At 72.6% G+C, this 18,844-nt stretch carries 17 protein-coding genes; 4 read left to right on the forward strand and 13 right to left on the reverse strand.

Annotated elements, in window-relative coordinates; translation table 11 throughout:
- Positions 1-106 precede the first annotated feature (106 nt).
- The 3 genes from ABT245_RS04180 to ABT245_RS04190 are packed head-to-tail and all read right to left on the reverse strand — an operon-like array spanning position 107 to position 2,790.
- Entirely contained in the window at positions 107-784 is a 678-nt protein-coding gene (locus ABT245_RS04180; protein WP_351728286.1) for a response regulator, read from the reverse strand.
- Positions 781-2,004, reverse strand: a complete 1,224-nt coding sequence (macS, locus tag ABT245_RS04185) for a MacS family sensor histidine kinase (RefSeq protein ID WP_351728289.1) — start codon at positions 2,002-2,004, stop codon at positions 781-783. Before macS ends, ABT245_RS04180 begins: the two co-directional genes overlap by 4 nt.
- A 51-nt stretch (positions 2,005-2,055) precedes the next feature.
- Positions 2,056-2,790 (reverse strand): lysophospholipid acyltransferase family protein, encoded by a 735-nt coding sequence (locus ABT245_RS04190; RefSeq protein ID WP_351728292.1) that lies wholly within the window; start codon positions 2,788-2,790, stop codon positions 2,056-2,058.
- A 161-nt stretch (positions 2,791-2,951) separates the two neighbouring features.
- On the opposite strand from ABT245_RS04190, the gene ABT245_RS04195 reads away from it, so the two are divergent.
- Together ABT245_RS04195 and ABT245_RS04200 are read left to right on the forward strand one after the other, a co-directional pair.
- Positions 2,952-3,731 (forward strand): alpha/beta hydrolase, encoded by a 780-nt coding sequence (locus ABT245_RS04195; RefSeq protein WP_351728295.1) that lies wholly within the window; start codon positions 2,952-2,954, stop codon positions 3,729-3,731.
- Positions 3,724-4,335, forward strand: coding sequence for a hypothetical protein (locus tag ABT245_RS04200; RefSeq protein WP_351728298.1), 612 nt, complete (start codon positions 3,724-3,726; stop codon positions 4,333-4,335). The genes ABT245_RS04195 and ABT245_RS04200 overlap by 8 nt, the downstream gene beginning before the upstream one ends.
- Before the next feature lie 367 nt (positions 4,336-4,702).
- Here the strand turns inward: ABT245_RS04200 and ABT245_RS04205 are convergent, their stop codons facing one another.
- From ABT245_RS04205 to ABT245_RS04230, 6 genes are all read right to left on the reverse strand, one after another.
- Entirely contained in the window at positions 4,703-5,458 is a 756-nt protein-coding gene (locus ABT245_RS04205; RefSeq protein WP_351728300.1) for an endonuclease/exonuclease/phosphatase family protein, read from the reverse strand.
- A gap of 121 nt (positions 5,459-5,579) precedes the next feature.
- Positions 5,580-6,533 carry an ROK family glucokinase gene (locus tag ABT245_RS04210; protein WP_351728302.1) on the reverse strand — a complete coding sequence of 318 codons (954 nt, stop codon included), beginning with the start codon at positions 6,531-6,533 and terminating at the stop codon, positions 5,580-5,582.
- 55 nt (positions 6,534-6,588) lie between these two features.
- Positions 6,589-7,095: a DUF5304 domain-containing protein gene (locus ABT245_RS04215; RefSeq protein WP_351728304.1), complete on the reverse strand. Its 507-nt coding sequence runs from the start codon at positions 7,093-7,095 to the stop codon at positions 6,589-6,591.
- Positions 7,096-7,155: 60 nt separating this feature from the next.
- Positions 7,156-8,325 carry an ArsA family ATPase gene (locus tag ABT245_RS04220; RefSeq protein WP_351728307.1) on the reverse strand — a complete coding sequence of 390 codons (1,170 nt, stop codon included), beginning with the start codon at positions 8,323-8,325 and terminating at the stop codon, positions 7,156-7,158.
- 43 nt (positions 8,326-8,368) lie between these two features.
- A complete protein-coding gene (locus ABT245_RS04225; RefSeq protein WP_351728310.1) occupies positions 8,369-8,812 on the reverse strand; it encodes an SRPBCC family protein in 444 nt (147 codons plus the stop codon).
- A gap of 124 nt (positions 8,813-8,936) precedes the next feature.
- Positions 8,937-9,734: a metallophosphoesterase family protein gene (locus ABT245_RS04230; protein WP_351728312.1), complete on the reverse strand. Its 798-nt coding sequence runs from the start codon at positions 9,732-9,734 to the stop codon at positions 8,937-8,939.
- Positions 9,735-10,048: 314 nt separating this feature from the next.
- Between ABT245_RS04230 and ABT245_RS04235 the strand changes: the two genes are divergently transcribed.
- Positions 10,049-11,845: an AMP-dependent synthetase/ligase gene (locus ABT245_RS04235; protein WP_351728314.1), complete on the forward strand. Its 1,797-nt coding sequence runs from the start codon at positions 10,049-10,051 to the stop codon at positions 11,843-11,845.
- Between the two features lie 327 nt (positions 11,846-12,172).
- Here ABT245_RS04235 and ABT245_RS04240 read toward each other — a convergent pair whose 3' ends face one another.
- Positions 12,173-13,315, reverse strand: a complete 1,143-nt coding sequence (locus tag ABT245_RS04240) for a glycosyltransferase family 4 protein (RefSeq protein ID WP_351728316.1) — start codon at positions 13,313-13,315, stop codon at positions 12,173-12,175.
- Positions 13,316-13,480: 165 nt separating this feature from the next.
- Here ABT245_RS04240 and ABT245_RS04245 point away from each other — a divergent pair, with 165 nt between their 5' ends.
- Positions 13,481-14,716, forward strand: coding sequence for a glycosyltransferase 87 family protein (locus ABT245_RS04245; protein ID WP_502982066.1), 1,236 nt, complete (start codon positions 13,481-13,483; stop codon positions 14,714-14,716).
- Between the two features lie 327 nt (positions 14,717-15,043).
- Here ABT245_RS04245 and ABT245_RS04250 read toward each other — a convergent pair whose 3' ends face one another.
- The 3 genes from ABT245_RS04250 to ABT245_RS04260 form a co-directional block, all read right to left on the reverse strand.
- Positions 15,044-16,234: a hypothetical protein gene (locus tag ABT245_RS04250; RefSeq protein WP_351728321.1), complete on the reverse strand. Its 1,191-nt coding sequence runs from the start codon at positions 16,232-16,234 to the stop codon at positions 15,044-15,046.
- Positions 16,235-16,264: 30 nt separating this feature from the next.
- Positions 16,265-17,275 carry a C40 family peptidase gene (locus tag ABT245_RS04255; protein WP_351728324.1) on the reverse strand — a complete coding sequence of 337 codons (1,011 nt, stop codon included), beginning with the start codon at positions 17,273-17,275 and terminating at the stop codon, positions 16,265-16,267.
- 368 nt (positions 17,276-17,643) lie between these two features.
- Complete coding sequence (locus ABT245_RS04260; RefSeq protein ID WP_351728327.1) at positions 17,644-18,678, reverse strand: C40 family peptidase; 1,035 nt, start codon at positions 18,676-18,678, stop codon at positions 17,644-17,646.
- Positions 18,679-18,844: the final 166 nt, after the last annotated feature.

Consider the following 18,844-nt stretch of genomic DNA (forward strand, 5'->3'; position numbering starts at 1 on the left):
GATGGGCGGGATGGTCAATTCCCCTGAATTGAGGCAGGGTTGATCATTCCGGACTCATGCGGATCCACTCGAAAGAGTGGACATCGGGATATGCGGGAAATGTTCCTCACTCGTCGTCCAGTCCGCGCTCGATCGCGTACCGCACCAGCTCGACCCGGTTGTGCAACTGGAGCTTGCCAAGGGTGTTCTGCACATGGTTCTGGACGGTGCGGTGGGAGATGACGAGGCGTTCGGCGATCTGCTTGTAGCTCAGGCCCTTGGCGACCAGGCGCAGTACTTCCGTCTCGCGGTCGGTCAGCCGTGGCGCCTTCGGTTCGGCGTCGTCCGGGGCCGGCCCCGGCTCGGCGGCCAGCCGGCGGTACTCGCCGAGGACCAGTCCGGCGAGGCCGGGCGTGAACACCGGGTCGCCGACCGCGGTCCGGCGCACCGCGTCCAGCAGTTCCTCCGTGGACGCCGACTTGAGCAGATAGCCGGTCGCGCCGGACTTCACGGCCTCCAGGACGTCCGCGTGCTCCCCGCTCGCCGACAGCACCAGAACACGCAGCCGCGGATCGGCGCCGACGAGTTCCTTGCACACCTGGACCCCGGGTTTCGCCGGCAGGTTGAGGTCCAGGACCAGCACGTCCGGACCGGTCGCCAGGGCGCGGCGCACCGCCTGCTCGCCGTCCCCGGCGGTGGCGACCACCTCGAAGCCGGACTCGGACAGGTCCCGGGCGACCGCGTCGCGCCACATGGGGTGGTCGTCGACCACCATGACCTTGATCGGGTCCTGCTGCTCGCTCATCGCTTCTCCGCCTTCCCCCACGCCTGCGCGGCGTCCTTCGGAACCTTCAGTTCGACCTCCGTGCCCTGCCCGGGCACCGAGATCAGCTCGGCGCTGCCGCCCAGGTCGCGCAGCCGTCCGCGGATCGACAGGGCCACCCCGAGCCGCCCCTCGCCCTCGGCCTGGGCGAGCCGCCCCTCCGGGATGCCCGGCCCGTCGTCCCGTACGGTCACGACGATCTCGCCGGGCTCGTCCTCGACCAGGATCCAGGCCCGGGCATCCTCCCCCGCGTGCCGGCGGACGTTGTCCAGGGCGGCGCCCACGGCCGCGGCCAGCTCCCGCGCGGCGGCCGGCGGCAGCGGCACCGGCGCGCCGGGCTCGGCCAGGCTGACCCGGGCGCCGGCGTACGGGGCGAGCAGCGCGCGCAGGTCGACGGGGCCGGCGGAGTCGTCCGGCTCCGCGGCCTCTACGACCGTGCCCTCGGCCGTGTCCTGCGGGGCCCGCGAGAGCGGCACCAGGCCCCCGGAGACCAGCGTGCGCAGCGCCACCTCCTGCTCGCCGGCCAGCCGGCCCAGCTCGGCCGCCTCCCCGCCGAGGACCGCGCCACGCCGCTGCACCATCGCCAGCACCTGGAGCACGCTGTCGTGGATGTCCCGGGCCAGCCGCTCCCGTTCCCTGGTCGCGGCCTCGATCTCCAGGGCGCGGGCGAGGGTGCGCTCGGAGGCGCGGGCGACCTCGACGACGTAGCCGATGGCGATGGAGGCGACCCACACGAGGATCACGTTGTGCACGGTGTCGCGGGCCGGGCTGCCCCGCTCGATCAGGTTGGCGGCGGCGACGGCCGTGGAGGCGAACCCCGCCCAGCGCCAGCCGCCCTTGACGGCGAAGGCCAGCACGGAGCCCGCGGTCCATATCGAGGGCAGCGTCGGACCGCCGTCGGCGACCCGCTCGTGGGCGTCGGCGACCGGCGTGAGGAGGATGCCGACGAGCGCGATCGTCAGGTCGGCGGCGAGGAACCGCCTGGTGCAGCTCGCCGCGTTGCTCACCTTGGGCAGGGCGGCGAGGGTCCACACGGACAGGACGCCGTAGTAGGCGAGGGCGAGCCAGGGCCGCGCGAACCGGTCGTAGGCGGTGGCGAACAGGCCGATGGCGTACAGCATCGTCAGGACGCGGTAGGCCGCGAGCGCGCGCCACAGCGGCTGCTCGACCGACATCCTCATGACCCGTTCACGTCCGGGCATCTCCCCCACCCCCCGGCCCGGCCGTCCCGCCGGGGCCTGTGTCCGGCGCCCCTACGCCGTTTCCTGCTGGTCCTGCTGGTCCTTCTGGTCGCGCTGGTCCTTCTTGGCCGCCTTCGCGGCCTCCGCGATCTGCCGCTTGGCGGCGGTCGCGTAGATGTCGACGTACTCCTGGCCGGAGAGCTTCATGATCTCGTACATGACCTCGTCGGTCAGCGCGCGCAGCACGAAGCGGTCGTGCTCCAGGCCCTGGTAGCGGCGGAAGTCCAGGGGCCTGCCGATGCGGATGCCCGGCCGCATCAGCTTCGGGAGCACCTTCCCGGGCGGCTGGATCTTCTCCGTGTCGATCATCGCGACCGGGATGACCGGCGCGCCGGAGGCGAGCGCCACCCGCGCCAGTCCGCCGGGCTTGCCCCGGTACAGGCGACCGTCGGGCGAACGCGTGCCCTCCGGGTAGATCCCGAACAGCTCGCCGCGCCCCAGCACCTCAAGGCCGCTCCTGACCGCCGCCTCACCCGCGCCGCGCCCGCCGGAGCGGTCCACGGGGAGCTGTCCCAGGCCCTTGAAGAACGCGGCCGTCAACCGGCCCTTGACTCCGGGGGTGGTGAAGTACTCGGCCTTGGCGATGAAGGTGACCTTGCGGTCGAGGACGACGGGCAGGAAGAACGAGTCCGAGAAGGACAGGTGATTGCTCGCCAGTATCGCGGGGCCTGCGGCCGGAATGTTCTCCAGGCCCTCCACCCAGGGTCTGAAGGCGACCTTCAGCGGCCCCCCGATGGCGACCTTCATCGTTCCGTACAACAACCGCGTGCCTCCCGTGTCCGTCGCTTCGACCTTAACCCGCGGGACCGCCAATGGACCCGACGGCCCTGGTCGGTGTCAGTGCGGTCGCGTACGGTGAAGCAGAACCCACAGTCGTTCACGTCCCTCTCATGAACAGGAGACTTCACGTGCCGGTTCTGCCCGGAGCCGAGCCGTACCGCCACGAGGGCGGGGAGGTCGGTGTCCTCCTCTGCCACGGCTTCACCGGCTCGCCCCAGTCGCTGCGCCCCTGGGCGACGCACCACGCCGCGCACGGGCTGACCGTGTCGCTGCCCCTGCTGCCCGGACACGGCACGCGCTGGCAGGACATGCAGCTCACCACCTGGCAGGACTGGTACGCGGAGGTGGACCGCGAGCTGCGGCTGCTGCGCCGGCACTGCCGGCTGGTGTGCGTGGCGGGTCTGTCGATGGGCGGGGCGCTGGCCCTGCGACTCGCGGCCCGGCACGGGGACGCGGTGGCGGGCGTCATGGTCGTCAACCCGGTGAACAGAATGCACGGCCCGGCGACGCACGCCCTTCCGGTGGCCCGGCACCTGGTGCGCTCGGTGCGGGGAATCACCGACGACATCGCGAAGCAGGGCGTCACGGAAGGGGGGTACGACCGGGTGCCGCTGCACGCGGCGCACTCCCTGCGGAACTTCCTGCGTCTGGTCGACGGCGATCTGCCGCAGGTCACCCAGCCGTTGCTGCTTCTGCGCAGCCGGCGGGACCACGTGGTCTCGCCGGCCGACCCGGTCCGGGTACTGAGCCGGGTTTCCTCGACGGATGTGACGGAGGTCGTGCTGGAACAGAGCTACCACGTCGCGACGTTGGACCACGACGCGGACCGGATCTTCGAGGAGAGCCTCGCCTTCATCGGCCGGCTCGCACCCAGTGTCGGCAAGGAAGGGACGGCCGCAGTTGGCTGAGCACGAGTCCGACCGCGAGGACCGCGAGCCGGACGAGAAGGGCGTGCCCTTCGACGAGGTTGCCGCCTGGGCGGCCATCGTCGCCGGGTACGGCGAGGAGCCGCCGGACCCGCCGGGCGCCAAGCCGTTCAAGTCGGTCGAGGACCTGGCCCTGCTCGAAGCGGACACGAACGACGGCGACGACGGCGACGACAGCGAGGCCGGCAAGGGTGACGCCGGCAAGGACAGCGGCGAGGGTGCCGGTGCGAAGGGGCCCGCCAAGCCCCTCGGCAGCTCCGTTGCCTTCGCGCCCGGCGTCGGCCCGCGCGACTACAAGCCGTCCGAGGCGTCCGACGATGACTTCGACGAGGACGACGAGGGCCACTTCGTGCCGCCCGAGCCGCCGCCGCTGCCCGCCGCCGACACGACCGCCAAGTTCGCCTGGCTCGGTGTGGTGGGCGGGCCGATCCTGCTCCTGCTGGCGGTGCTGCTCGGCTGGGACATGACGTGGTGGCTGGCGACGCTGGGCATCGGCGGCTTCCTCGGCGGCTTCATCACCCTGGTGACCCGCATGCGCACGGACGACGACGAACCGGACGACCCGGGCCGCGGCGCAGTGGTCTGACCCCACCTCGGGCCCGTCACACCCCCCACGGCGGCCCCAAGCCCGGCCACCCAAGAACCACGGAAAACACCCGCACCACAACCGGCCAAGGGGCGCGGGGAACTGCGCAACCAGCCACAACGACGCCGCACCCAACCGATCACCGCACCACAACCGACCAAGGGGCGCGGGGAACTGCGCGACCAGCCACAACGACGCCGCACCGGCCACCAAACCCGAACCACAACAGGGGCGCGAGGAACTGCGCAACCAGCCACAACAAACCCGCACCCAACCACCCAACCCCAGCCACAACAGGGGCGCGAGGAACTGCGCAACCGGCCAAAAACGAACCCGCACCCCCGACCCATAAGGAACCGCGCCCGAACTAAGCGGCCGGAACTCGCAGAGCGCCAAGCACCGGCAGGTGATCCGTGGCCGCCCTGAGGTCCCCCTCCGTCACCCCGGGCAACCCCAGCGGCACCCCGCAGCCCAGCACCTCGACCCCCTTGGTAGCGAAGATCGCATCGATCCGCTGGTGCGGATCGACGGGCGTCGAGGTGTACTCACCGCCCCAGGGCGCGGCGGTCCGGCAGTCCCGCAGCCCCTCGGCCAGCCGCCGGAAGGTACGGCCGTCGGGCCGCTCGTTGAGGTCACCGCCCGCGACCGCGTGTTCCACGCCCATCCCGGCCAGCCGGTCCAGCAGCATCCCGCCCTGCTCGTATCGTTCGTCCGACCGCAGGCTCAGATGGCAGCTCAGCACGCCGAGCCGGGCGCCGCCGAACCGTACGACCGCCGTGGCGAAGCCCCGCCGGTGCAGTCCCGGGGTGAGCGGGAGCAGCACGTCCTCGGTCCGTTCGACGGTCGCCCGCAGTGTGCACAGGATGGCCGGTCCCGCCGCCGTGCCGCCGCCGGAGAGGATCACCTGTCCCGAGGCGGCCGCGAGCCGGGCGAGCTTCTTGCGCCAGCGGAAGAAGCGGGGGGCCTCCTGGACGAGCACCAGGTCGGGGGCGCAGGCGCTGATCACCCGGGCGAGGGCGGCGGTGTCGTCACGCATCGAGCGGATGTTGTAGCTCAGGACCCGGATGATCGCGGAACCGTCGGGTTCGGTCCGGGACATGGGCAGCGGCGGCGGTGTCGGCATGTGGATCAATCTAACGGGAGCGCGTTCCAGGACGCCCACCAGCCCGGGGCGCGGGGTTCCCGTGCGACCCGTCGGCTGTCCTCGGCCAGCCGTGCGGTCCCCCGCGCCCCTCACCTGGGCGTCACATGATCGGGTCGGGTTCCCGGGCCAGGTCCGCCGCACCGACCAGGCCCGCCTCGTTGCCCAGTTGGGCGGCGATGACCTCGGCGACCGGCCGCCAGTTGCCGCCGACCAGCCAGCGCCGGTAGGACTTGCGGATCGGGTCCAGGACCAGTTCGCCCTCGTCGGACAGGCCGCCGCCGACGATGAACGCGGACGGGTCGAACAGGGAGGCCAGGTCGGCGAGTCCGGCGCCGGCCCAGCGGGCCAGCTCACGGTAGGAGTCGACGGCGACCAGGTCGCCCTGGCGGGCGGCCATGGAGATGTGCTTGCCCTCGATGCCGTCGGGGGTGCCGTCGCCGAGGGCGAGCAGGATCTCGGCGTTCTCGGGGGTGGCGTTGGCGCGTTGCTTGGCGTATCTGACCAGGGCGCGGCCCGACGCGTACTGCTCCCAGCAGCCCTGTGAGCCACAGCCGCACAGCAGGCCGTCCGGAACCACCCGGATGTGGCCGAACTCGGCGGCCACGCCGAAGTGTCCGCGGCGCAGCTTGTTGCCGATGATGATGCCGCCGCCGAGGCCCGTGCCGAGCGTGATGCAGATGACGTTGCGGTGGCCCTTGCCCGCACCGAACTTGTACTCGCCCCACGCGGCCGCGTTGGCGTCGTTCTCCACGACGACCGGGAGGCCGACGCGGGCCTCGACCTTCTCCTTGAGCGGCTCCTGGCGCCAGTCGATGTTGGGCGCGAAGTAGACGGTGGAGCGCTGCCGGTTCACATATCCGGCCGCACCGATGCCCACGCCGACGATCTCGTGCCCGGCGCGCGCGCCCTCCACCGCCGAGGCGATGGCGTCCACGATGCCCTCGGGCGTACCCGGAGTCGGCACCCTGTGGGTCGAGAGGATGTTGCCTTCCTCGTCGACCACCCCGGCCGCGATCTTCGTGCCGCCGATGTCGACGCCGATGGTGAGTCCCATGAATCCCTCAGTTTCGGTCGAGCCCCGCTACGGCCAACCGTACCCGAGGGTGCTGTCAGTCCAAGTCGATGCGTTCGCCGGGACCGGTGCCCTCGCCCCGGTCATCGCGGTCGTCGTCGTCCTTCGTGGCGTCCTTCGGGCCGTCCGCGGGAGTCGTCCAGCGGTGTTCCTGGGACTGGACGGCCGAGCGGTAGGCGGCGAGCAGTTCGTTTCCGGCCGCGGCCAGGTGGTCGAAGACGTCCGGGTTGCGCTCTATCACGGGTTCGACGGCCGCCTTGGCCTGTTGCACGACCTGCCGCACCACCTGTTGTGCGGCGGGTCCGGCGACCGTCCCGAGGAGCGGGCTCTGCAGGCCGGACAGCCGGTCGGCGACGGCGTCGACGATCCTGCGCAGTTCGTCGGCGGCCGAGCCGGGTGGTGGGCCGTACTCGGCGCGGCGGCGGGCCTTCTCCGCGGCGAGGTCCTCGGCGCAGGCCGTGGCCCAGGCGTCGGCGTCGGTCGCCCGTACCTCGTCGGCCGGCTGCGGCTCCAGGGCGTCCGGTGTGGGGCGCTCTTCGCTCATGACGGACTCCTGACTACGGTTCGTCCCTACGACGACGTTACCCGAACGGGCGCGCGGGGTTCACCGCTCGCGGGGCCACAGGTGCGGGTCCGGTGCGAAGCGGATGCGCAGGGTGCCGTCCCGCAGCGCGGCCCCGGCGACGGTGCAGCGGCGCAGGGCGGACGGGAGCGGCACGATCCGGCGGAACGGGCCCGCGGTGACGACGAGTTCGTCGCCGCGCCGGACCAGGTCGAGGTCGTCGCGTATCGCGCCGGGCAGCGGGATGTGCCAGACGAGCACGCCGTCCTCGGCGATCCGGTCGGTGACGGGCCACTCGACGGGGTCGGGTGCGGCGTCGACGCCCGGCACGGCGAGCGCGGCGAGGTCGTCGGCGCCCCGCGGGTCGCGGCCGAGGTGGGCGACCCGGTGGACGTCGTACGACTGCTTCCAGTCGGCGAGGGCCTTGCGCTGCTGGGCGAGGAGCCCGGCCGGCCAGGTCTCGGGACCGCTCTCGGGCAGCACCCGGTTGGCGACCAGGGCGTCGGTGCGCAGGCCGCGCAGGGCGAGGCCGAGGACGGTGGTGTGCACGGCGTCGGTGCCGGCCGGGCCGGGTTCGGCGACGAGCCGTACGGTGGTGGCGCGGTCCCGCACGACGGCCTCCACGGCGGCGAGTTCGACGTCCCAGCGGGCCGCCGTCTCGTACAGCCACTCGGCGGGCATCGGGACGCCCGCGAGGCGGCCGAGGACGGGCCGCAGGGCGCGGGCCGCCTGTCGCTCGGGCGGCAGCAGCCGGCGCAGGTAGCGGCGCAGTTCCTCGGGCAGGGCGAGCAGGTCGAGGGCGCGCGGGGCGGGCGGCAGGTCGACGACGAGCAGGTCGTGCCGCTCGGCGAGGGCGGCATCGCGCACGGCGCGCAGGAGGGACAGCTCTTCGGCGCCGGGGAGCGGGGTGACCTCCTCCGGGTCGAGGCGGGCGGCGCCGAGCAGGTCGAGGACGCCCGTGGCACGGCTCTGGAACGCGGTGAGGTCGTCGCGGAACCGGGCGGCGGGGTCGGGGCGCCAGGCGGTGAGGCCGGGTGCGGCGCCGCGGGGGTCGGGTCCCGTGGGCGTGCCCAGCGCGGCGCCGAGGGCGTCCGTGCGGTCGGCGCTCAGGACGAGGGTCCGGGTGCCCGCGCCCGCGGCGCGCAGGGCGGTGGCGGCGGCGACGGTCGTACGGCCCGAGCCGCCCGGACCCGTGATCAGGATGGTGCGCATGGGGGTGAACGCTACCCGCGCGTGCCGGCCCGGCACGCCGTCGTCACTTCTCCCCGGACTCGACCCGCTTCTTCAGTCCGGCGAGCGCGCGGTCGATGATGACCTTCTCCGCCTTGCGCTTGATCATGCCGAGCATCGGGATCTTGACGTCCACGGTGAGCCGGTAGGTCACCTCGGTGGCGCCCGTGCCGGCCGGTTCGAGGAGGTAGGTGCCGTCGAGGGAGCGGAGCATCTGGGACTTCACCAGGGTCCAGGAGACCTCCCGGTCGCCGGTCCAGGTGTAGGCGAGGGTCTGGTCGTCCTTGATCGCGCCGGCGTCCATGACGAGACGGACCTGTTCGGCGCGGCCCCGGTCGTCGGCCTTGAGTACCTCCGCCTCCTTCACCTCTCCGGTCCAGTCGGGGTAGCGGGCGAAGTCGGCGATCACCTCCATGACGTCGGCGGGTGCCGCCTCGATGGTGATGCTTGAGCTGGTGTGTTCCGCCATCGCCGTGGCTCCTCCGGATGCGGGCCGGTGCAGACCGGTACAGAGAGGTCGTCGTGCGCACGTGTGTGCAGCGTGAAGGCTACCGCGCACGCGACCACCCGTTTCACCCCGTCCGCGCGCCCCCTCACCATTCGAGCGCCCAGGGCCTGCCCGTGCCGGCGAAGTGCCCGACGTTTACGCATTCCGTGGCGCCGATCCGCATCCGCCGCACGAGCGGCTGGTGGACGTGGCCGAACAGCGCGTAGCGGGGCCGGGTGCGGCGGATGGCGTCGAGCAGCGCCCGGCTGCCCCGCTCGAACCGGCGGGCCACCGTGTCGTACACGAGTTCCGGCACCTCGGGCGGGATGTGCGTGCACAGCACGTCGACCTCGCCGACCGCCTCGATCTTCGCCGCGAACGCGTCGTCGTCGATCTCGTACGGCGTGCGCATCGGGGTGCGCAGCCCGCCGCCGACGAACCCGAAGGTCCAGCCGCCGATCTCCACCCGTTCCCCGTCCAGGACCGTGGTGCCGGGTCCGGCGTACTCCGCCCACAGAGGCGGCATGTCGACATTGCCGTAGGTGGCGTACGTCGGTGCGGGAAAGGCGGCGAACAGCTCGGCGTACTGGCGGCGTACCGCCTTCTCGATGACGGTGGCCCGGTCGGTGCCGATGCCCGCCCACAGCCGGGCCCCGAACGCGCGCGCCTCCTCGAAGCGGCGGGCGGTGCGCAGCTCGACGATGCGATGGGCGTTCTCCTCGCCGAACAGGTCGGGGAAGATCCCGCGCGAGTGGTCCGCGTAGTCGAGGAAGAGCACGAGGTCGCCGAGGCAGATCAGGGCATCGGCGCCGTCACCGGCACGGGCCAGGTCCCGGGCGTTGCCGTGCACGTCGCTGACCACATGGACGCGGGTCCTTCGGTTACCGGCGGGTGTGGGGGCCATGGCGATCAAGGGTAAGCCTGTGCGGCATACGTGAACAGTGGCGACCGGGCCTGCGGCTACTGGCCCGGCGGGAAAACCGTGGACTACTGTGCGCGCAGGAACACCAACCTGTGTGACGCAGCGAACAACCCGCCGGGCCCCCTGTCGAAGAAGCCATACCGGCGGGTAACGTCCGGGCAGTCCAGTCGTGCTCTGGATTTCAGCCAACGGGCCGAAAGGCCCCTGGCGGGCGTCCGAGCACCTGCCCGAGCCTTGGACCGCACCATCGCAGCACACCATGTCGTGGCGCCGGCGCCTTATGAGGAGCAGCAGTCTTGCGCGAGTTCAGCCTTCCGGCTTTGTACGAGGTCCCTGCGGACGGCAATCTGACCGACATCGTCCGCAGAAACGCCGCGCAGCACCCCGATGTCGCCGTCATCGCCCGCAGGACCGACGCGGGCTGGCAGGACGTGACGGCCGAGGCGTTCCTGGCCGAGGTGCGCGCCGCCGCCAAGGGGCTCATCGCGTCCGGCGTCCAGCCCGGCGACCGGGTCGGCCTGATGTCCCGCACCCGCTACGAGTGGACGCTCCTCGACTTCGCGATCTGGAGCGCGGGCGCGGTCACCGTGCCGGTGTACGAGACGAGTTCACCGGAACAGGTGCAGTGGATCCTGTCCGACTCGGGCGCCACCGCCTGCGTGGTGGAGCAGGACGGCCACGCCGCCACCGTGGACGCGGTGCGCGAGCGGCTGCCCGCGCTCAAGCACGTCTGGCAGATCGACGCCGGGGGCGTGGCGGAACTGAACCGGCTGGGCCGGGACCTCACCGACGCGACGGTGGAGGAGCGCAGTTCGCTCGCCAAGGCCGACGACATGGCGACCATCGTCTACACATCCGGCACGTCCGGCCGGCCCAAGGGCTGTGTGCTCACCCACCGGGCGTTCTTCGCCGAGTGCGGCAACGCCGTCGAACGGCTGCGCCCGCTGTTCCGCACCGGCGAGTGCTCGGTCCTGCTGTTCCTGCCGCTCGCGCACGTCTTCGGGCGGCTGGTGCAGATCGCGCCGATGATGGCGCCGATCAAGCTGGGCAACGTCCCGGACGTCACGCATCTCACCGACGAACTCGCCGCGTTCCGCCCGACGTTGATCCTCGGTGTGCCCCGGGTCTTCGAGAAGGTCTACAACGCGGCGCGCGCCAAGGCACAGGCGGACGGCAAGGGGAAGATCTTCGACAAGGCGGCGGACACCGCGATCGCCTACAGCAAGGCGCTGGACACCCCGTCGGGCCCGTCCCTGGGGCTGCGGATCAAGCACCGGGTCTTCGACGGGCTGGTCTACGGCAAGCTGCGCGCGGTGCTCGGCGGGCGCGGCGAGTACGCGATCTCCGGCGGCGCCCCGCTGGGCGAGCGCCTCGGCCACTTCTTCCGTGGCATCGGCTTCACGGTCCTGGAGGGCTACGGCCTGACCGAGTCCTGCGCGGCGACCGCGTTCAACCCCTGGGACCGGCAGAAGATCGGCACGGTCGGCCAGCCGCTGCCGGGTTCCGTGATCCGTATCGCCGACGACGGCGAGGTGCTGCTGCACGGCGAGCACCTGTTCAAGGAGTACTGGAACAACGAGGCCGCGACCGCGGAGGCGCTGGCCGACGGCTGGTTCCACACCGGGGACGTCGGCACCCTCGACGAGGACGGCTATCTGAGGATCACCGGGCGCAAGAAGGAGATCATCATCACCGCGGGCGGCAAGAACGTCGCCCCGGCCGTGATCGAGGACCGTATCCGGGCGCATGCGCTGGTCGCGGAGTGCATGGTGGTCGGCGACGGCCGGCCGTTCGTCGGCGCGTTGATCACCCTCGACGAGGAGTTCCTGGGCCGCTGGGCCGCGGAGCACGGCAAGCCCGCGGGGTCCACGGCGGTGTCGCTGCGGGAGGATCCGGAGCTGGTGGCGGCGATCCAGGAAGCGGTCGATGACGGCAACGCGGCGGTGTCGAAGGCGGAGTCGGTGCGGAAGTTTCGTGTGCTGGGCGGGCAGTTCACGGAGGAGTCGGGGCATCTGACGCCGTCGCTCAAGCTGAAGCGGCACGTGGTGGCGAAGGACTTCGCGTCCGACGTCGAGGCGATCTACCGGAAGTAGCGGCGCGGGTATTGATTGGCGGTGCGCCTGTCGATTCACGGTGCGCTTGATGATTGGCGGTGCGCCTGATGATCGACGGTGCGGCTGATGAAGGGGTGGCTGGGCGGGCTCGGCGGGTGCGGCTCCCTTTGGGTCGGGCTCCGCGCCCACCGGGAGGGGTGGCGGGGCGGGCTCGGCGGGTGCGGCTCCCTTTTGGCTGGGCTCCGCGCCCACCGGGAGGGGTGGCGGGGCGGGCTCGGCGGGTGCGGGTTCGTTGTGGCCGATCGCGCAGTTCCCCGCGCCCCTTTCGGGGCGGAGGTTCCCCGCGGCCCTTTCGGGGCGGGTGTTCTACAGGAGGGATTTCAGGGTTTCTGCTTGTAGGGGCCAGCGCCAGGTTTGTTCGATCCACTGGCGGCCTCGGTCGCCCATGCGGCGGCGCAGGGCCGGGTCGGCGAGGAGCGTGGTGATCCGCTCGGCGGCCTCGTTCGGGTCGCCGCCGCGCACGACCCATCCGGTCTCCCCGTCGAGCACCGCGTCGGGCGCGCCGCCCGAGTCCCCGGCGACGACCGGCAGTCCGGTCGCGGAGGCCTCCAGGTAGACGATCCCGAGCCCTTCGACATCGAGCCCGCCCCGCCGGGTCCGGCAGGGCATCGCGAAGACGTCCCCGGCGCCGTAGTGCGCGGGCAGTTCTGACCAGGGCACGGCGCCGGTGAAGCGCACCGAGGCCGCCACCCCGGTGTCCCGGGCGAGCCTGCGCAGATCCCTCTCGTACGGTCCGCCCCCGACGATCAGCAGTACCGCGTCGGGCTGCTCGGCGAGGATCCTGGGCATGGCCCTGATCAGCGTGTCCTGGCCCTTGCGCGGCACCAGCCGCGAGACGCACACCACGACCGGCCGGTCGGCCAGCCCGAGCCGTTCCCGCACCTGCGCGCCGCCGGAGCCGGGGTGGAAGGTCTTCTCGTCGACACCGGGCGGCAGCCGCACCATCCGCCCGGCCGCCGCCGGGGTCAGCGCGGCGGCGATCCGGGTGCGTGTGTACCCGCCGAGGTAGGTGATCGTGTCGGTGGACTCCCCGATCCGGCGCAGCAGTTGGCGGGCGGCGGGCAGCTGGGCCCAGCCGGCCTCGTGCCCGTGGGTGGTGGCCACCAGCCGCTCGGCGCCCGCCTTGCGCAGGGCGGGCGCCATCAGGCCGAGCGGCGCCGCCGCCCCGAACCACACCGAGGTGCAGCCGTGCTCCCGCAGCAGCCCGGCCGCGCGCCGCGTCACGGCGGGCGTGGGCAGCAGCATCGTCGTGCGGTCGCGTACGACGGTGAAGGGCTGCTCGGCGTCGAAGGCGGCCGTGGCCTCGGCGCCCTCCCGGCCGCGCTTCCAGGTGGAGGCGTAGACGACGAGCCGGTCGGGATCGAGGCGCAGCGCCATGTTGTGCAGAAACGCCTGGATACCGCCCGGCCGGGGCGGGAAGTCGTTGGTCACGATCAGGGTCTTGTGCATCACCACCCAACCTATCCAACGCGCCCGCGCCCCGACCCCGGTCCGGCCGGGCCGCGTCGACCGGGCTGCGACGCGACCACGCCGTACGACGGCATTGACAGACCTCGCACAGCGTGACGCGTCATCATGGCCCCGCAGAAACGAGCCACGACGAACAGGGGCCAAGTGAACATGGCGGGCGCGAGGTGGCCCCTGGCCGGGCTGCCGGTGGCCTGGGGACTGACCCGGCTGATGCTGCTGCTCTTCGTCTTCCGGGTGCTTGTCTTCCCCGGCGCGGACGTCACCACCGATGTGTCGGTGATCTACCACGGCTGGTACGAGGTGCTGCGCCACGGGACGTTCCCGCTGGACGACGTGACCTGGCAGTACCCGCCCGCCGCCGCGCTCGCCGTGCTCGCGCCGGGCGCCCTGCCCTTCCTCGCCTATCCCACGGCCTTCTTCCTGCTGGCCCTGCTCGCCGACCTGGTGGTCCTGGCCCTGCTCGGCTACGCGGGCCGGCGCCCCGGCAAGTCGCCGCGCGGCGCCTGGGTGTGGGCGGCGGGCCTCCCGCTGCTCGGCCCGACGGCCTACGCCCGCTACGACGTGATGGTGACCGCGGTGGCGGTGGCCGCGCTGTTCGCGGGGGCCCGCCGGCCCCGGGTGATGGGGGCGCTGGCCGGCTTCGGGGCGATGGTCAAGGTGTGGCCCGCACTGCTCCTGGTGGGCGCCGTGCGACTGCGCGCCTGGGGCGCCGCGGCGGCCACCGCGGCGGGGGTGGCGGCGCTGTTCGCGGTCGCCATGCCCGGTGCCTTCGCCTTCCTCGCCTTCCAGCGCGACCGGGGCACCGAGGTGGAGTCGCTGGGCGCTCTGGTCTTCCATGTGGCCCGGCATTTCGGCTGGCGGGGCGAGGTGCTGCTGAACTACGGCTCGGTGGAGTTCCTCGGCCCGTACGTCGGCCTGGTGAGCGCCGCCGCGCTGACGCTCACCTGCGCCGCGTTCGGCTGGCTGCTGCTGTGGCGGCTGGCGGCCACCGGGTTCAGGCCGCACACGCTCGCCGACGCCGCGTTCACGGCGGTGCTGATGTTCACCACGACGAGCCGGGTGATCAGCCCGCAGTACCTGGTCTGGCTGATCGGCCTGGCCGCGGTCTGCGTGTCCTTCCGCGGCACCCGGATGGGCCGGCCCGTGCTGCTGGTCCTCGCGGCCACCGTGGTCACCGTCCTGGAGTTCCCGATCGGCTTCTCGCACGTCGTGGCCGGCGACTGGTACGGCACGGGTCTGTTGTTCCTGCGCAACGGCCTGCTGGTCGGTGCCACGCTGCTCGCCGCCGGCCGGCTGTGGCGGTCCACGGTCCCCGCGGGCCGCGCCGCCGCACTGCCGGCCCGCACCGCCCGCGCCAAGGGAACCCCGATCTCCTCCTGACCCCGGCCCCACCGAGACAGCACCACCACGGCGGCACCACCACGGCGGCACCGTCACGGCGCACAGAACGGCCGGCCAGCGCCCCGGCGACGGGCGCCCTCTCCCCCACCATCCGCCGCCGCGCCGCCGACCAACGCGCGGGGGACAGCGCGAGCGCCGCGCCGCGCCGCCGTCTCGGCTTCCTGAAGATTCCCCGCGAGCTTCTTCTACCGGGACGGCCGCCCGCTGCATGTGCAGAAGACCGCCGAGCCGTTGCGGTGGGGCAGGCCGCGTGCGGGCGGTGAGGCCGAGCGTGCCTGGGTGCGGGCGAGGGGTCAGCCGGCTCGCTCAGGCGAGTCGCGCGCGCAGGTAGTCGCGCCAGCGCTCGGTGAAGTCCCGTGGGCTCGTCCCGAGCACGCGGCGCAGCGCGTCCTCGACGGCGCCCGCCCGCCGCCCATGCGCGCCGACGGCGCGGTAGAAGGCGTCGAGCCGGTCCTCGCCCCAGCGTTCGGCGATCATCCGGCAGGCCAGCCAGCCGCCCTCGTACGCCTGGGCGAGCCGCGCGGGGTCACCGGTGAAGCCGAAGTCCCCGTCGGCGGGCAGGTCCGCCGGGACCCGCCCGGCGCGGACGGCGCGGGACAGCTCCGGCGCCGCCTGCGCCGGTGTGCGGCCCGTGCCCAGGTAGCCGATCCAGTCCGCGTACCCCTCGGACAGCCACAGCGCAGTGGCCGGGGTGGTGTGCGCGCGGGTGGCCACATGGGTGGTCTCGTGGGTGAGCACCACCTGCTTGCCGGCGTCGCCGAGGAGGGCGTACGCCTCCGGGTTGATGACGATCCGGTCCGCGGGGGCCCGGGCCGGGCCGCCCGCCTCGCCGGTGGTGACCGCGGCGATCCCCCGGTACGAGGAGGCCGGTGAGCCGAGCAGGCCGGCCATCCCGGCCAGGGTCCGCGGTACGAGCACGACGACCTGCCGGGTCCAGTCCGTGCCCCAGGCCGCGGACACGGCGGGGACCGCGCGGTCGGCGAGCCTGGCGTAGGCGTCGAGCGCCCGCGCGGACTGTCCGACCCCGAGCACCAGGCTGTGCGTGCCCGTGGCGGCCGACACGGCGCCCTGGTCCCACAGTTGCTGTCCGGCCTTCTTCGCGGGCCGGTCGGAGGCGACGTACCAGCGTCCGTCGGCGGTGCGGCCGAGGGCGAGGGTGCGCTCGGTGCTGACGGGGGCCCGGTCGTGGCCCCGGATCCGGTAGCTCAGCAGGGCCGCGGCGGTGACGGTGGCGCCGGTGTGCCGCAGGCCGGTCACCCGGTAGGTCCAGGACGCCAGCGGCACCGCGCGCAGGTTCGCGTAGGTGCCGCGGTCGCCCGTCGCGCCGTACGCCGTCTCGTCGTGCCGCAGGAGGGCCGCCGCGCGCCGGTCGAGCACCTGCTGCACCTCGGCCCGTGCCGGGTCGGTCGCCGTCCGGCCGCCGCACCCGGCCAGCGGGACGAGCAGCAGACACAGCGCGGCGGCTGCCGAGCGCCGTCTCCGTCCGCGATCAGCCATCTGCCCGATCGTACGGCCCGTGGCGTCCGGTCAGACCCGGGTGACCGAGGAGACGGGCATCATCCCCACCGGGTCGTAGCGCACCTGGGCGCCGGGGTGCGGCGCGTGGATCACCTGGCCGTTGCCCATGTACATGGCCACATGGCCGGCGTCGGAGCGGTAGACGACCAGATCACCGGGCCGCATCTGTGAGAACGGCACCTGCCGGCCGGCGTACCGCTGCTCCTGCGAGGTGCGCGGCAGTTGGACCCCGGCCTGTGCGTACGCCCACTGCGTCAGGCCCGAACAGTCGAAGCCGGCGGGCCCGTTGGCGCCCCAGACATAGGGGCGTCCGAGGGCGGAGCGGGCGGCGGCGAGGGCCGCGGCGGCGCGGGCGTTCGGGGCGCCGGCGTCCCGCAGGCCTGGCAGGTCGGCCCGGCCGTCGCGGGAGGCCCGCTCGTAGGCGGAACGCTGCGCGTACGACAGGGAGTTGAGCAGTTCCCTGGCCTTGGCCAGCTTGCGCTCCACGGTCCGCTTGTGCGCGGCGACGGCCCTGCGGCTCTTCTCCAACTGGGCCAGCTTCCCGGCCGTCGCGGCCCGCTCCTGGGCGAGTTCACGCATGGCCGACTGGAGTTCCCGTAACCGGCCGGCCTGCCGGGTGCCGATCCGGTCGATGGTGGTGGCCTTGTCGAGGTAGTCGCCCGGGTCGGCGGCGAAGAGCAGGGCGACCGTCGGGTCGATGCCGCCGGAGCGGTACTGGGCGCCGGCCAGCGATCCCAGTTCCCCCCGCATGGCGTTGATGCGCTGCTGCTGGCGGGCGATGTGGTCCTGCGCCTCCCGGACCTGCGCGCGCAGCTTCCCGGCCTGTTCGCCGGCCTTGTTGTAGGCCTCGGTCGCCTTCTCCGCCTCCCCGTAGAGGCGGTCCACCTCGGCGGGGCCGTCGCCGTGCGGCGCGGCGCTCGCCGGTACGGCGCCCAGGGCGGCGGCGGCCGCGGACAGTACACACAGGACGGTGGCGCCCCGGTCGAACCCGGATGGTGCAAGGCGGCGATGGGACCCCACGGAAGGCCGCACTCCTTCACCTCGTGACCGCTCGCTCGCCTCGGGGACCGCGGCCGGCGTGCGGTGACGGTCGCGTTCGGCCCTGCGGCCTGCGCGCCCTCGTCCCGCGGCACCGGCCCGCCCCTTCGGCGCACACGCGGCCGGCGGACGGTTGCCGTTCCCCGGAGCCGGGACGGGATGTCCCGGCCGTGGGGGAAACGCGGCAGACAGTAGCCGCGCGGGCGCCCGTCGGCCAAAGGCTTCCGGCGGTCGCACAACGTGACACCCCGCCGCTGACGCAGGTCAACGACGGGGCGAGGGGTCAGTTCCGGTTGTCGGGATTCGCCCGTTCGGGCGCTACGGAACCCGGGCCGGCGGGGGCGTACGGCTCAGATGCGGACGCCGAACTGGAACGGCATGTTGTTGATCGACTCGTAGCGGACGACCGTGCCGGTGCGCGGGGCGTGCAGCACCTGGCCGTTGCCCGCGTACAGGCCGACATGGTGCTGGTCACCGTAGAAGATCACCAGGTCGCCGACCTTGAGGTCGCTCTGGCTGTAGATGCGCTGACCGGCATTGGCCTGGGCCTGCGAGGTGCGGGGTATGCTCACGCCGGCCTGCGCGTACGCCCAGGAGGTCAGGCCCGAGCAGTCGAAGGAGGACGGGCCGGTGGCGCCGTAGACATACGGCGAGCCGATCTTGGACTGGGCGGCGGAGAAGGCGGCGCCGGCCCGGCCGGAGGCGGAGCTGGTGTTGCCGAGCTGCACGCGTTCGGAGGAGGAACGGTTGGCCCGTTCCTCCTTGGCGGCGAGGTCCGCCTTCTCCTTGGCCGTCAGGGTGTTGAGCAGCCGCTGCGCCTCGGCGAGCTTGCCCTGGACTTCCTTCTTCTTCTTGCCCAGTTCGGTGCGGGTGGCGGCGAGGTCCTTGAGCTTGTCGGTCGCCTCGGCCCGGTCCTGCGCGAGTTCGCGCTGCTTGTCCTGGATCTTCTTCAGGGCCTCGACCTGCTGGCCGCTCAACTGGTCGAGCGTGGACGCCTTGTCGAGGTAGTCGTCCGGGTCGGAGGACAGGAAGAGCTGGACGGAGGGGTCTATGCCGCCCGAGCGGTACTGTGCGCTGGCCATGGTGCCCAGGCCGTCGCGCAGCTTGTTCAGGTCTTCCTGGCCGCGGGCGACGTTGTCCTGGATGGTGGAGATCTCCTTCTGGAGCTTCTCCTGCTTCTCCTTGGCCCCGTTGTACTTCTCGGTGGCCTGCTCCGCCTGTTCGTAGAGCTTGTCGACCTTGGCCTTGACCTCGTCCTTGCTCAGCTTCTCACTGGGTGCCGCGTTGGCGGCCTGAGAGCTCAGGGCTACGGCAGCGGCGGCTGCGGTGGTCAGCACGGTCACGCGCGTGCGGCTCGGCTGCTTGGGTCGACGATGGGACGCCACGGAGACGGGCTCCTTCTTTTGAGTGATCACCCGTGTGGAGGTTCGAGCCGACCCTAGTGACCCAGTTGTGATCAGTTCAAATCCTCAGAGGAAAAAATCGTTCACTCCCTGCATTCTTTGCCCACAACTCACGTGCTGTGATGTCTACTTGACGCTACGTTGAGTG

It is taken from the genome of Streptomyces sp. NPDC001508, assembly GCF_040298665.1.
Taxonomy (GTDB): Bacteria; Actinomycetota; Actinomycetes; order Streptomycetales; family Streptomycetaceae; genus Streptomyces.